The sequence below is a fragment of the Shinella agrisoli genome, assembly GCF_046557955.1.
In the GTDB taxonomy this organism is placed as follows: Bacteria; Pseudomonadota; Alphaproteobacteria; order Rhizobiales; family Rhizobiaceae; genus Shinella.
In genome coordinates this window covers 1-12,788 of sequence record NZ_JBJIEP010000024.1, presented here as the reverse complement: position 1 = coordinate 12,788, position 12,788 = coordinate 1, and the positions used below count along the sequence as shown (strand labels likewise).

At 66.5% G+C, this 12,788-nt stretch carries 12 protein-coding genes and 2 tRNA genes; 5 read left to right on the top strand and 9 right to left on the bottom strand.

Annotation, left to right across the window (positions count from 1 at the left end):
• Nucleotides 1-139 precede the first annotated feature (139 nt).
• Nucleotides 140-1,444 (bottom strand): YcbK family protein, encoded by a 1,305-nt coding sequence (locus tag ACIIOY_RS21825; RefSeq protein ID WP_411036783.1) that lies wholly within the window; start codon nt 1,442-1,444, stop codon nt 140-142.
• A gap of 342 nt (nt 1,445-1,786) precedes the next feature.
• Nucleotides 1,787-2,227 carry a VOC family protein gene (locus tag ACIIOY_RS21820; RefSeq protein WP_411036782.1) on the bottom strand — a complete coding sequence of 147 codons (441 nt, stop codon included), beginning with the start codon at nt 2,225-2,227 and terminating at the stop codon, nt 1,787-1,789.
• A 194-nt stretch (nt 2,228-2,421) separates the two neighbouring features.
• On the opposite strand from ACIIOY_RS21820, the gene ACIIOY_RS21815 reads away from it, so the two are divergent.
• Both ACIIOY_RS21815 and ACIIOY_RS21810 read left to right on the top strand, forming a co-directional pair.
• Nucleotides 2,422-3,000 (top strand): cold-shock protein, encoded by a 579-nt coding sequence (locus ACIIOY_RS21815; protein ID WP_411036781.1) that lies wholly within the window; start codon nt 2,422-2,424, stop codon nt 2,998-3,000.
• Complete coding sequence (locus ACIIOY_RS21810; RefSeq protein WP_411036780.1) at nt 3,000-3,497, top strand: DUF192 domain-containing protein; 498 nt, start codon at nt 3,000-3,002, stop codon at nt 3,495-3,497. The genes ACIIOY_RS21815 and ACIIOY_RS21810 overlap by 1 nt, the downstream gene beginning before the upstream one ends.
• Before the next feature lie 49 nt (nt 3,498-3,546).
• Here ACIIOY_RS21810 and ACIIOY_RS21805 read toward each other — a convergent pair.
• From ACIIOY_RS21805 to ACIIOY_RS21775, 7 genes are all read right to left on the bottom strand, one after another.
• Nucleotides 3,547-3,623: transfer RNA gene (locus ACIIOY_RS21805), tRNA-Arg, on the bottom strand.
• A 9-nt stretch (nt 3,624-3,632) separates the two neighbouring features.
• Nucleotides 3,633-3,938, bottom strand: a complete 306-nt coding sequence (locus ACIIOY_RS21800; RefSeq protein WP_411036779.1) for an ETC complex I subunit — start codon at nt 3,936-3,938, stop codon at nt 3,633-3,635.
• 129 nt (nt 3,939-4,067) lie between these two features.
• A tRNA-Pro gene (locus tag ACIIOY_RS21795) sits at nt 4,068-4,144 on the bottom strand.
• Nucleotides 4,145-4,341: 197 nt separating this feature from the next.
• On the bottom strand, nt 4,342-5,493 hold the full coding sequence (locus tag ACIIOY_RS21790; RefSeq protein ID WP_411036778.1) for a ceramide glucosyltransferase: 1,152 nt from the start codon (nt 5,491-5,493) through the stop codon (nt 4,342-4,344).
• A gap of 213 nt (nt 5,494-5,706) precedes the next feature.
• The gene (locus tag ACIIOY_RS21785) at nt 5,707-7,110 is read right to left on the bottom strand and encodes a serine/threonine protein kinase (RefSeq protein ID WP_411036777.1); all 1,404 of its coding nucleotides are present in this window, start codon (nt 7,108-7,110) and stop codon (nt 5,707-5,709) included.
• On the bottom strand, nt 7,111-7,851 hold the full coding sequence (locus ACIIOY_RS21780; RefSeq protein ID WP_411036776.1) for a metallophosphoesterase family protein: 741 nt from the start codon (nt 7,849-7,851) through the stop codon (nt 7,111-7,113). It lies immediately after the preceding gene.
• 100 nt (nt 7,852-7,951) lie between these two features.
• Entirely contained in the window at nt 7,952-9,193 is a 1,242-nt protein-coding gene (locus ACIIOY_RS21775; protein ID WP_411036784.1) for an NAD(P)/FAD-dependent oxidoreductase, read from the bottom strand.
• 144 nt (nt 9,194-9,337) lie between these two features.
• On the opposite strand from ACIIOY_RS21775, the gene ACIIOY_RS21770 reads away from it, so the two are divergent.
• From ACIIOY_RS21770 to eno, 3 genes are all read left to right on the top strand, one after another.
• Nucleotides 9,338-10,231, top strand: a complete 894-nt coding sequence (locus tag ACIIOY_RS21770) for a VOC family protein (protein WP_411036775.1) — start codon at nt 9,338-9,340, stop codon at nt 10,229-10,231.
• A gap of 1 nt (nt 10,232) precedes the next feature.
• Complete coding sequence (gene kdsA / locus ACIIOY_RS21765) at nt 10,233-11,072, top strand: 3-deoxy-8-phosphooctulonate synthase (protein WP_411036774.1); 840 nt, start codon at nt 10,233-10,235, stop codon at nt 11,070-11,072.
• 130 nt (nt 11,073-11,202) lie between these two features.
• Nucleotides 11,203-12,477 carry a phosphopyruvate hydratase gene (eno, locus tag ACIIOY_RS21760; RefSeq protein WP_411036773.1) on the top strand — a complete coding sequence of 425 codons (1,275 nt, stop codon included), beginning with the start codon at nt 11,203-11,205 and terminating at the stop codon, nt 12,475-12,477.
• Nucleotides 12,478-12,788 lie beyond the last annotated feature (311 nt).

Below are 12,788 nucleotides of genomic sequence, written 5' to 3'. Positions count from 1 at the left end.
TGCGGTGGGCGTCTTATAGAAGGGCGTTTTGCCTTCCGCAAGCGGGAAAAAGCCGTTGTGTCAAAAAAATGAAAAGCCGCCATGTGGCGGCTTCGAGAAAGAAAAATGATTTCAATTCCAAGGGGTTAGGTGACGGTGCTTACTTGCGCCGGCGGCAGCGCCAGTTCCAGTCGCGCTCCGGGCCGATGTCGATATGCACGGATTCGGTATGGCAGTAGGTGCCGACGCCGCCGCGGCCCGGCATGCTGCGCAGATACTCGGCCAGCTCCCACTTGCTGACCCCGGCGATCTGGATGTCCGCCGCCTCGCAGCGCGTGTGCAGGGACTGCTTGGCGCGGTTCCGCTTCACGCCGCGCAGGCCGGAGGTGACGATGATCGGCTTGTCGTAATGCTTCTCGATCGTCTTCAGCACCTGGAGCAGTTCCGGCTTGAAGCAGCCGGTCTTCACCTTCTCGGTCTGCAGCCACAGGCCGTTCGGCGCAAGGCGCGCAAGGCCGGCGAGCGAGGCCACTTCCTTGAACTGCGGCTCATCGTCCTCGATCTCCTCGGCCTCGGAATGGTCCGTCGCGAAGAGCGCATTGGCGGTTGACACGCCGGGCAGGGTGCCGAGCGAGGCCTTCTGCGTCGCATTCGCGCTGTCGCGGTTGAGCACGCGGCGCGGCTTTTCCGCAAAGCGCTCGCCGTCGAACTGCTCCTTCGCCTGGCGCTTGTCGGCAAAGAGCGAGGCGAGCGTCAGCGTCTTGCGCTGCCCGTTCTTCGTTTCGGCAACGGTGGTCGTTTCCGGCAGCGCGCCTGCCGTCCTCGCGTCGTCCGCCGGCACGGCAAGCGCCCTGTCGGCGGCGTTGCCGGTCGCGGCCTCTTCCACCAGCGCGGTGCGCGCCGTCTTCGGGATGGGGATGTTTTCCGGCAGGGCCACGGCCTTGCCGTCCTCGAACGTGGCGACCTGCTGACCTGCGGCCGAATCGACCGGCGGCATGTCCTCGACGGGGAGGCGGCCGGTCTCATCCGCACCCTGCGCCGGACCGGCATAGAGGCTGCCCGTAGCGGCGTTGGTGCCGGCGGTCTGCGTCGCATAGGCGCTGCCGGCCGGCGTCACCTGGCCGCCGTCGGAATAGATGCTCGCCTTGCCCGCATTGAGCGATGTCGGCTGCATGACGAGGCCGGCCATGTCGCGGCCGGCTTCCTCCGCGCCCTGCTGGCCCGTCGCGCCCGCAGCATCGGCCGTGGCGGCGTCGGCGACCTGCGCCGTTCCGTCGGCTGCTACGGGCGTCGCGGTTTCGTCCGCGCTGCCCTCGGCGACGGTTTCTTCCTTTTCCTGCGCGAGCTTGTTGTCCGCGCGCAAATCCGTGGAGACTGCGGAAACGCAGCCCGAGAGCGTGGCAACCGAAACGGCGAGCAGCAATCCATACCGCAGCGTCTTCAGGCTCGGCCACTTTCCCTGCATGTCCTGCAAAGGCTTTCCCCCGCTTTCGACGTTCGTGCCCTCGGTCTTGCCGCCGGTAGGGCCATTTCTTCAAACAGTCGCAACCGCAATCGAGAAAAGCCGGAGGGGCCAAGCTGCGGTTGCCGCGATGTTACAGTTTCGGCCGGAGGTGTAAAGGCCGAAGCGTGCGAAGCCGTGAACGCGCAGAACGGGAAGCAATCCGGCCCGGAAACGGCCAGACGCCCCCTCATGACTGGCGTACGACCGGAGCGGCAAGTTCTTCCGGTCAAATACGGCGAAACGATGGTTCGTCGCTGAAGGGTATAGGACGCAAGCTTTGCCCGGAGCTTGCGTCCGGGCGGTTTACCAGGCGCCCGTATTGCCCATCGAGGTCCAGGGTTCGGCCGGCGCCAGGCTCTCGCCCTTCTGCAGGATTTCGATGGAGATGCCGTCCGGCGAGCGCACGAAGGCCATGTGGCCGTCGCGCGGCGGGCGGTTGATGGTGACGCCGTTGTCCATCAGCTTCCGGCAGATGGCGTAGATGTCGTCGACCTCGTAGGCGAGGTGGCCGAAGTTGCGTCCGCCCGCATAGTCCTCGGGATCCCAGTTGTAGGTGAGCTCCAGGCAGGGCGCCGCATTCTCGCGCGCCGCCGCGACATCCTCGGGCGCGGCGAGGAAGATCAGGGTGAAACGGCCCTTCTCGTTCTCCAGGCGGCGAACTTCCTGAAGGCCGAAGAGCGTGCAGTAGAAATGGAGGGACTGGTCGATGTCTTTGACCCGGACCATCGTGTGGAGATAACGCATTGGAATATCCTCTGAATGGGAATCGCCCTGAAGATTAGGTTTTTGTCAGCCTCAGGCAAGCCTTGCGGCCTACCAATGGGGCCGGCAAAACTTTCAAAGGGGCTTGCGCATTCGCATCGGGACAATGTTATTCTGGTTCTCAAGAATCAGTTAACCGTAACTCATGTGACGCGTAAACGAGGGGCTGGCAGGTCATGGCGGACAGGGTGTCTTCAAAGGAAATCACGGGCCGTGATGACCAGAGCAACGACGCCGTCGATCTGATCGAGATCACCGGTGTCATCAAGTGGTTCGACGTCGCCAAGGGGTTCGGCTTCATCGTGCCGGACAACGGCATGCAGGATGTGCTGCTGCACGTCACGTGCCTTCGCCGCGACGGCTACCAGACGGTCCTGGAAGGCACGCGCGTCGTCGCTTTGATCCAGAAGCGCGAGCGCGGCTACCAGGCGTTCCGCATCCTTTCCATGGACCAGTCGACGGCCGTGCATCCCTCGCAGATGCCGCCGGTCAAGACCCACGTGCAGGTCACCCCGTCGAGCGGGCTCGAGCGCGTCCTCGTAAAATGGTTCAACCGCACGAAGGGCTTCGGGTTCCTCACCCGCGGCGAGGGCACGGAAGACATCTTCATCCATATGGAGACGCTGCGCCGCTTCGGCCTCACGGAATTGCGCCCCGGCCAGGTCGTGCTGGTGCGTTTCGGCGATGGCGAGAAGGGCCTGATGGCCGCGGAAATCCACCCGGATATCCCGCATCCCGGCAACAGGGCGCACTGATGGCGGGTTTTGCGCGCGCCCTCGGTGTCGCACGCCTGGCAAGCGCCGTCCTGGCGCTTTTTCTTTGCCTGGCGCCCGCAGCCGCCGCGGACGAGGCGTTCGACAGGCAGCCGCTGACCATCGTGACGAAGAACGGCAAGAGCCATGCCTTCACGGTGGAGCTCGCCGTGACGCCGCGCCAGCGCGAACAGGGGCTGATGCACCGGACCGAAATGGCGCCCGACCAGGGCATGCTGTTCGCCTTCGGCGAGACGCGGCAGGTCTTCATGTGGATGAAGAACACCTATATCGCGCTCGACATGCTGTTCATCGGCAAGGACGGCCGGATCCGGTCGATCAAGGAGAACGCCGAGCCGCTCTCGGAGGCGATCATCGATTCGAAGGGCCCGATCGACTACGTGCTGGAGCTGAACGGCGGCACCGTGAAACGCCTCGGCATCCGCACCGGCAACCGCGTCGAGAACGAGCTGATCGATTCGCTGCGCAAGACGAAATAGGCGGGATTGCAGCAACAGTGCTTCAATTTTGCAATCAATTGCACAAGATTGGCGACCCCTGCAGGGCTCGAACCTGCGACATTCTGCTTAGAAGGCAGATGCTCTATCCAGCTGAGCTAAGGGGCCGGCGGGACCTCAGTGGGTCCAGGGTTGCATGCGGTTGAAGCGGAAGTTGTCCGGATAGGCGACGCGCTTGCGGGTCGCTTCCTTCGGCTCGATCACGCGGTATTCGATGCCGTTGCGCGTCGCATAGGCGATCGCTTCTTCTCTGGTCTCGAAGGTCAGCTTCACCTGCTGGTACATGTCGGCGGAACTCGTATAGCCCATGATCGGGTCGATCGTCCGAGGTTTCTCCGCATCGAACTCCAGAACCCAGAGGTGAGTCTTGGCCTTGCCGGACTGCATAGCGGTCTTGGCGGGACGATAGATCTTCGCGGTCATCGAAGCGGCTCCAGAATTCTCGCATAAAGGCACGCCGTTCCGCCGGCGCGCGTCCGAGAATGCATAACCCGGATTCCGTAAAGGGGAAATGACCGGAAGAGCATTTGGCATCGAAACGCCCGCCGGACGTGGTCGGAGTGGAGAGATTCGAACTCCCGACCCTCTGGTCCCAAACCAGATGCGCTACCAGGCTGCGCTACACTCCGTCCCGGCGATGCGGAGATACACGCATCCGGCCTTTGCCGCAACAGCAAATGGGCGTTTCAAGCGCTTGTCGAGAGAAAGGCGGAGCGCTTGCCAAGAAGGGGCCTGATCACTTCCCACGACAACGTCCCTCGAAGCCGTATGCTTCGCCTGGAATCCGCCGTGCAATCACCCGATCTTACAGGGGGGCTTGTCCCGCTTACGACCCGGCCGGCGCTTCCTTCAGTTCGCAGGCCGTCGTGCCGATGGTCATGGTGTTGCCGCGCCAGTCGATGGTGCCGTCGATCCAGGCGCGCAGCCAGATGGCGGGCATCATGACGTCCCGCACGATCATCGCCGGCAAAGACCAAAGGGAGACGCGCCAGCCCTTTGCAAGGGCGAGGGCGATTTCCGGCAGGTAGATGCCGGCAAGCACCAGGAGGACGACGGGCGCAGGCGCCGTGTCGCCGAGGAGCGCCGCGACGACGGCGAGCAGCAGGGGCGGCAGGACGCCGAGCAGGATTTCCGGCGCGAAGAAGCCCGGGAAGGTGACGCGGCGCAGACGCGACCAGCGGCACTGGCGCGACCAGATCTCGTGGCCGGTGCGACGGCCCAGCGGCTGCTCGAAGGGCGAGGAGACGAGATGCACCTTGAGGCCGAGGCGGTTCACCAGCTTGGTCGAGGCCGCGTCCTCGGCGATCTCCGCGTTCAGCGCGTGGATGCCGCCGTTGGCGTCGAGCATCGGCTTGTACCAGAGCATGCTCTTGCCCTGCGCGAAGCCGAGGCCGACGGCCTCGCCGGCATATTGCCAGCGCGCCTGCTGGGTGTTGAGGAACATGCATTCGACCTCCGCCCAGAATCCGTCCGGCCGCGAGCCGAGCGGCGTCGAGCAGACGAGGCCCGAATCGCGCCGCCAGCCGGCCATCAGGTGCTGCACGTAATCCGGCGGCATCAGCACGTTCGAATCGGCAAGGATCACCCAGTCGTGGCGCGCGGCCTGCCAGCCCTTGACGCAGTTGTTGAGCTTGGGATTGGCGCTGATGCGGTCGTCGCCGACGAGGATGCGCGCGGCGACATGGGGATGGGCGGCCGCCGTCTTCTCGATTTCCGCGATGATCGGATCGTTGCCCTGGGCGGCGCAGAAGAGGAGCTCGTAGTCGGGCCATGTGAGGCGGAAGGCGCGGGCGAGCGTCTCGGCGGAGAAATTCTCGATGCCGCGGACGGGTATGACGATCGAGACGGGCGGCTTTTCCGCGATTTCCGGCGGCGGGGCGCCGGTGGGCTTCAGCCGCTTGCCGGCGATGAGGATGCTGGCGAGGTTGGTCGCGACGAGAGCGCCCGAGGCAAGGGCGAAGGCCTGAGCCATGTCCATTCACGCGTACTCCGATGGGGGCCGGCATCATGCATGGCGGCCGCCGGGTGCATTCACGCGGGAAGAGACATCATCGTCACATGACAGGGGAATGACGGGTCGCCCCGCCGCAGGGCCGAGACGGCCGGCCGCATGAGGCGGGAGCCTTCCGCCCGCAGGGGAAGCGGCGTATTTTCCCCGGTTTTACAGAAGCTTACGCCGGAATACGGCTTTCTATTCCGGGCGCGGGCGGCTGCGCACCACCGTCACCGTGCAGGGCGCGTGCGCCGCCACCTCGCCGGAGACGCTGCCGAGCATGGAGCGCATGGCCGATTCGGCGCGCGCGCCCATCACGATGTGGTCGACGTAGTTTTCCCGGGCATATTCGAGGATGGCGTCGGCGGGCGAGACGGCCTCCAGCACATGGAAGGTGATGCCGCCGCCGGGGGCGGGCAGGCCCGTCGACCAGGTGCGCAGCTCGACGAGGCGCAGCACGTGCTTGTTGCGGCCTTCCTCGTCCAGCGAGGTGTCGATGGCGATGCGGTTGATCTTCAGGACGTTGAGGCAGGCGATGCGGGCGTCCGGCGTGTTCTCGATGATGCGGGCGACGGTCGTGCGCATCGCCTCGGCAAGCTCCGGCGCGCCGCCGGCAAGGTCGATCGCGACGGCGACGATCGGCGCGTTGGCGAGCTGGGCTTCCGCCGCCTGCGGCTTCACGGTCTCGATCGGCACCGGATTGAAGCGGCGGCGCAGCACCATGGAGAGCGGATCGCGCTTCATCTTCTCCGCCCGCGCCGTCAGCTTGACGGCGGACAGGTCCTGCAGGTCGAGCGCAAGCTGGGCGGCGCTCGGATAGCGCCAGGCCGGGTTCACCTCCAGGCAGCGCAGGATGACCTCCTGGAGCGCGGGCGGAACGGCGGCGTTGCGGGCGCGCGGCGGCGGCGGATCGCGCCAGAGCCGGCGTTTCAGGCCCTTGAGGCGCTGCGGATCGCCGAACGGGCGTTCGCCGGTCGAGAAGAAATAGAGCATGACGCCGAGCGCGAAGAGGTCGCTGCGGAAATCGCTGCGCGTGCCGAGCACCTGTTCGGGCGCCATGTAGGGCGCCGTGCCGTAGGGCAGGCGGAACTGCTCGTCCATCAGGTCCGGCAGGTGGACATGGCGGGCAAGGCCGTAATCGATGAGCACCGCCTCGCCGCTGTCGCGGAACATCACGTTCGACGGCTTCAGGTCGAGATGGACGACATGCTGGCGGTGCAGCGAATCGAGCGCGACCGCGACCTTGGCGCCGATCGCGGCCGCCTCGTCCGGCGGCAGCGGCAGGCGCTCGAGCAGCGGATAGAGCGAGGTGCCGGGCAGGCGCTCCATGACGATGTAGGGGAGCGTGGCGAAATCGCCGTTGGCGACGAAGCGCGGCACGTGCGGGCCGGAAAGGCGCGGCAGGATCATCTGCTCCATCTCGAAGCCGACGATGGCCGCCGGATCGTCGCCCTCGCCGATGACCGGCACCTTCATGAGGATGGGGAAGTCGATGTCGGGCCGGCTGACCTTCCAGATCCGGGCCATGCCGCCGTTGTGCGCGATGTCCTCGATGACGAAGCCGTCGATCACGTCACCGGGTTTCAGCCGCGCATTCGCCATCTAGCGTCCCCTGAACAGGCGATCGGCGAGCGAGGCGGGAAGGCCCGCCGCCAGGATCTTGCCGGCCGCCTTTTCCGTGTCATAGGCGGCGCGCAGGAAGCGCAGTTCCGCGCTTTCGGTATCGTAGAGCGCGAAGGCGGCGGCCGGATTGCCGTCGCGCGGCTGGCCGACCGACCCCATGACGGCAAGCCAGCGGCGCTGCGGCAGGAGCGGCACCGCAGTCGCGGCGACGGGGCGGAAATGCGAGACTTTGCCGCCCGGCGCGGTGCAGTAGAGGGCGGGCTTGTGCACGTGGCCGCAGAAGTTCACCCGCGCATCGCTGGCCGCAAGGTGCCGGCCGGCGTCGCTGTCGTCGAGCACGTAGTTCCAGTCGGACGGCGCACTGGCATCGGCATGCACGAAGAGGCAATCGCCCTCGCGCGCATCGAAGGGCAGGGCGGCAAGGAACGCCCGGGTCTTACTGCCGAGCTGCCGGCGCGTCCATTCGAGCGCGAGCGTCGCGGTGGCGTTCATCGAGACGGCGGGGTTGCCGACGGCATCGTCATGGTTGCCGCGCAGCACGATCGCGCCCGTCCCGGCAAGCCTCATCGCCTGTTCGGCGCACCATTCCGGATCGGCGCCATAGCCGACGATGTCGCCGAGCAGCACGAAGCGCCCGGCGCCCGCCGCCTCGGCGGCGACCAGCACCGCCTCGAAGGCCTCGCGGTTGGCGTGGATGTCGGAAAGGATGGCGAGCAGCATGGCGGTCCGGTCTTCGCAGGTCTTTGCCGAGCATACCCCGCCTTGCCGTCCGCAACCATTCAACGGAAGGGGAATATCGCCCGTCCCGGATGGCGGTTCGTCAAGATTGGCGGCTGCGGAAGGCGAAAAGGTCCGCGTCCGCATCGCCGTGGCCGGCGATCTGCGCCGAAACGATCTCGGCGGCGATCTGGCTGAAGGTGATGCCGTTGCCGCCGAAGCCCATGACGGCGAAGACGTTGGGAAGGCCGGGAATGCAGCCGATCAGCGGCAGGCCGGTGCGGGTCGTGCCGAAGGGGGCGGCCCAGACGTGGTCCGGCTCCGGCAGGCGGAGGCCGAGCAGCGCCTCGACCTTCCTGCGGATCGTCGCGGCCTTGCGCGTGAGCGTCTTCGGCGAGGCGTAGGCATCTTCGCTCTCCTCGTCCTCGCCGCCGGCGATAAGGCGGCCGTCGCGGGTGCGGCGGAAATAGAGGTAGGGATCGGCGCCTTCCCAGACGATGCAGTCCTTCAGCCAGTCCGGCAGGGCCGTGCCGGGCGGGGTGGCGAGCGCCCAGGTGGAGATGATGGCGTGGTCCTTGTCGGCGACGGCCTCCAGGAACTCGTAGCCGGAGCAGAAGACGGCGTGGCGGGCCGAGAGGATCCTGCCGTCCGCGGTGGCGAGGAAGACGCCCTGCGCCGTCGCGCGTATGTCGGTGATTTCCAGCGGGCTTGCGATTTCGACCCCGCGCGCCGCCGCCGCCCGCAGGATGCCGGCCGCCATCTGCGCCGGGTTCGCCGAGGCGGAGATGTCGCTGAGGATCGCGCCGCTGCGGTCGATGGAGAAGCGGTCGGCGAGCGCGGCTGCGTTAAGGAAGTCCGCCTCTATGCCGGCGGCGTGGCGCGCATCGGTCTCCGTGCGCAGGGCCCGATGGCCATATTCGTCGCCGGCGAGGAACAGCGTCGCCTTGCGCTCGAAGCCGCAGGAAATGCCGATGTCCGCGACGATGCGCGTCAGCTGCTCGACGGCGCGGGCGGAGCGCTGCCAGGCGCGGCGGGCCTTCTCCTCGCCGATCATGCCGGCGAGCTTGTGCAGGGGAACGTCGATCTCGTGCTGGATCATCGCCGTGCTGGCGAGCGTGCTGCCGTGCACCGGCCGCCGCCGGTCGGCGACGAGCACGCCGCGCTTTCCATCCGCCAGCGCGTGGGCCATCAGCGCGCCGGAAATGCCGGCTCCGACGATGATGACATCGTAATCGCCGTGCGAGGCGGTTTTCTGCGTGCGCAGAGAAATGCGCGGCGAGTCGGCCCAGACGGGACGGGATTCGTGCAGGTTGCGCTGCCGGGTGATGTCGCGGGATTTCGGAATAGGTCTGCCCCCATGCGGAAAAGTCGTCTGGAATGGCCCGGGACGGGAAAAGTTCCCGCCGCCCCCTTGCGCGGTGCCGGCCTTGCATTGCGGGCCGAAAGCATGCAAAGCACGGGTCGCCTGAAACACGACCGGATTTTACCCATGACCGTGAGTTCGAGAACACCCCGCCCGATCGACCATCTGGTGCTGCCGGTGTCCGACCTTGCAGTCGCCCGCGAACGGCTGACGCGGCTCGGCTTCACCGTCGCGAGCGATGCGCGCCATCCCTTCGGCACGGAGAACTGTTGCGTCTTCCTTGCCGACGGCAGCTATCTGGAACCGCTCGGCATCGCCAACCGCGAGGAATGCGAGGAGGCCGCGCGGGCGGGCAATGTCTTCGTCGCGCGCGACCAGGCCTTCCGTTTCCGACGCGGTATCGAAGGTTTTTCCGCCATCGCCATGGCGAGCGGCAATGCCTGGGAGGACGACCAGCGCTATACGGCGGCCGGCCTTTCCGGCGGCGAGGTGCTGGAGTTCTCCCGCGACATGCTGCTGCCCGACGGCACGGCCGCGACCGGCAGCTTCCGGCTCGCCTTCGCCGCCGACCTGCGCAGCCCCGATTTCTTCTTCTTCGCCTCGCAGCGCATCCTTCCGCTGCCCGCCGACCGCGCCTCGCTGGAAGCGCACGAGAACGGCGTCGTCTCGCTCGCCGAGGTGGTGCTGTCGGAGCAGAACCCGACCGACTTCCAGTATCTGGTGCAGGAAGCGGCCGACGAGCGCGAGGTCGAGGCCATGTCCTTCGGCATGTCGGTCGACACGCCGCGCGGCCGCATCACCGTCGTGAACGACGCCGGCCTCGAAGGTTTCTACGGGATCGCGCCGGTCGCCGGCGGCGACCGCGGGCTGAAGGGCCGGGCGGTCGTCTTCAGGGTTTCCGACCTGTCCGGCTGCCGCCGCCTGCTGAGCGGGCGCGGCGTCGCCTTCACGGAACGGGACGGGCGCCTGCTGGTGCCGCCGGCGCCGGGGCAGGGCGTCCTCTTTGTCTTTGGAGAATGAGATGAAAACCAATTCCACCGTCGTCGTCGGCGAAGGGCCGAAGAAGGTCACCTTCTCGCAGACGGAACGTTTCTCGCTGATCGCCGGCCCCTGCCAGATGGAGAGCCGCGACCATGCCTACATGATCGCCGGCACGCTCGCCGAGCTCTGCGGCAAGCTCGGCATCGGCCTCGTCTACAAGTCCTCCTTCGACAAGGCGAACCGTACGTCGCTCTCTGGCAAGCGCGGCATCGGGCTTGATAAGGCGCTGGAGATCTTCGCCGACCTCAAGAAGGATTTCGGCTTTCCGGTGCTGACGGACATCCACACGGAAGAGCAGTGCGGCATCGTCGCGAAGACCGTCGACATCCTGCAGATCCCGGCCTTCCTCTCGCGGCAGACCGACCTTCTGGTCGCCGCGGCGAAGACCGGGCGGACGATCAACGTCAAGAAGGGCCAGTTCCTCGCGCCCTGGGACATGAGGAACGTGCTGGCGAAGTTCACCGAGAGCGGCAATCCGAACGTGCTCCTGTGCGAGCGCGGCGCGTCCTTCGGCTACAACACGCTGGTTTCCGACATGCGCGCCTTGCCGATCATGGCTTCGCTCGGCGCGCCGGTCGTCTTCGACGCGACGCATTCCGTACAGCAGCCGGGCGGGCAGGGCGGCTCCTCCGGCGGCCAGCGCGAGTTCGTCGAGACGCTGGCGCGGGCGGCCGTCGCGGTCGGCGTCGCCGGCCTCTTCATCGAGACGCACGAGGATCCGGACAACGCGCCCTCCGACGGGCCGAACATGGTGCATCTGAAGGACATGCCGCGGCTCCTGGAAAAGTTGCTTGCCTTCGACGCGATCGCCAAAGGCTAAAGGTTTCAAACGGATGACACGGAGGCGTGCCATCCGTTTTGTCTGCGGCGCCCGCGCCATTGAAATTTCCGCATCGTCGATTAAAAGTGGATTTTAATCGATTTATAAACCCCGAACCAGGACGATATCCATGACCGCAATCATCGACATCATCGGCCGCGAGATCCTCGACAGCCGCGGCAATCCCACCGTCGAAGTGGACGTGCACCTCGAGGATGGCAGCTTCGGCCGCGCGGCCGTACCGTCGGGCGCCTCGACCGGCGCGCACGAGGCCGTGGAGCTGCGCGACGGCGGCAAGCGCTACCTCGGCAAGGGTGTCGAAAACGCGGTCGCCGCCGTCAACGGCGAGATCTTCGAGGCGATCGGCGGTCTCGAGGCGGAAGACCAGATCCACATCGACCAGACGATGATCGAGCTCGACGGCACGCCGAACAAGTCGCGCCTCGGCGCCAACGCCATTCTCGGCGTCTCGCTCGCCGTCGCCAAGGCCGCCGCGGAAGCCGCCAACCTGCCGCTCTACCGCTATGTCGGCGGCCCGAACGCCCGCGTCTTGCCGGTGCCGATGATGAACATCATCAACGGCGGCGCGCACGCCGACAACCCGATCGACTTCCAGGAATTCATGATCGTGCCGGTCGGCGCCGAGACGGTGCGCGACGCCGTGCGCGTGGGCTCGGAGGTCTTCCACACGCTGAAGAAGCAGCTCGCCAGCGACGGCCACAACACCAATGTCGGCGACGAGGGCGGCTTCGCGCCGGGCCTCGCCTCGGCCCCCGCCGCCCTCGACTTCATCATGAAGTCGATCGAGAAGGCCGGCTACCGTCCGGGCGAGGACGTCTACATCGCGCTCGACTGCGCCTCGACGGAATTCTTCAAGGACGGCAAGTACGTCCTCGAAGGCGAGGGCCGCACGCTGGAGCCGGGCGCCATGGCCGACTACCTTGCCGAACTCACCGCCAGGTACCCGATCTTCTCGATCGAGGACGGCATGGCCGAAGACGACTGGGACGGCTGGAAGGCGCTGACCGACAAGATCGGCAAGACGGTGCAGCTCGTCGGCGACGACCTGTTCGTCACCAACTCCGCGCGCCTGCGCGACGGCATCAAGATGGGCGTCGCCAACTCGATCCTCGTCAAGGTCAACCAGATCGGCTCGCTCTCCGAAACGCTCGACGCCGTCGAGACCGCGCACAAGGCGAGCTACACCGCCGTCATGTCGCACCGCTCCGGGGAGACGGAAGACTCCACCATCGCCGACCTTGCCGTCGCCACCAACTGCGGCCAGATCAAGACCGGCTCGCTCGCCCGTTCCGACCGCACCGCCAAGTACAACCAGCTCATCCGCATCGAGGAGCAGCTGGGTGCGCAGGCGCGGTACGCCGGCCGCGGCATCCTGCGCGGCTGACCGGAGAAACAGTTTTTCCGCAATGGCGAAACCCGCATCGCAAGGTGCGGGTTTCGTGTTTTAGGGGAGGGGAGAGGGCGCTTCGGGTTTCCGTTTCGGCTGTCGAAGTTGGTTGGCGGGGCGGGTGGATCCTCGGGTCAAGCCCGAGGATGACGGAGGGGAGGAGATGTTTTCCTTCCCATCGACCGGTGCGGAACGCGGCTCCGTCTCATTTGTGACCGCCCCCTCTTCTTGCGTCATCCTCGGGCTTGTGTGGAAGAAGTGTGGTTTACTGGATGCACCGGCCGGGATGCGCATCCCGGCCGGTGCAG

Coding starts and splice junctions, on each gene's coding strand:
- ACIIOY_RS21825 (WP_411036783.1), bottom strand. CDS start 1,444: ATGCAGGGAAAGTGGCCGAGCCTGAAGACGCTGCGGTATGGATTGCTG.
- ACIIOY_RS21820 (WP_411036782.1), bottom strand. CDS start 2,227: ATGCGTTATCTCCACACGATGGTCCGGGTCAAAGACATCGACCAGTCC.
- ACIIOY_RS21815 (WP_411036781.1), top strand. CDS start 2,422: ATGGCGGACAGGGTGTCTTCAAAGGAAATCACGGGCCGTGATGACCAG.
- ACIIOY_RS21810 (WP_411036780.1), top strand. CDS start 3,000: ATGGCGGGTTTTGCGCGCGCCCTCGGTGTCGCACGCCTGGCAAGCGCC.
- ACIIOY_RS21800 (WP_411036779.1), bottom strand. CDS start 3,938: ATGACCGCGAAGATCTATCGTCCCGCCAAGACCGCTATGCAGTCCGGC.
- ACIIOY_RS21790 (WP_411036778.1), bottom strand. CDS start 5,493: ATGGACATGGCTCAGGCCTTCGCCCTTGCCTCGGGCGCTCTCGTCGCG.
- ACIIOY_RS21785 (WP_411036777.1), bottom strand. CDS start 7,110: ATGGCGAATGCGCGGCTGAAACCCGGTGACGTGATCGACGGCTTCGTC.
- ACIIOY_RS21780 (WP_411036776.1), bottom strand. CDS start 7,851: ATGCTGCTCGCCATCCTTTCCGACATCCACGCCAACCGCGAGGCCTTC.
- ACIIOY_RS21770 (WP_411036775.1), top strand. CDS start 9,338: ATGACCGTGAGTTCGAGAACACCCCGCCCGATCGACCATCTGGTGCTG.
- kdsA (WP_411036774.1), top strand. CDS start 10,233: ATGAAAACCAATTCCACCGTCGTCGTCGGCGAAGGGCCGAAGAAGGTC.
- eno (WP_411036773.1), top strand. CDS start 11,203: ATGACCGCAATCATCGACATCATCGGCCGCGAGATCCTCGACAGCCGC.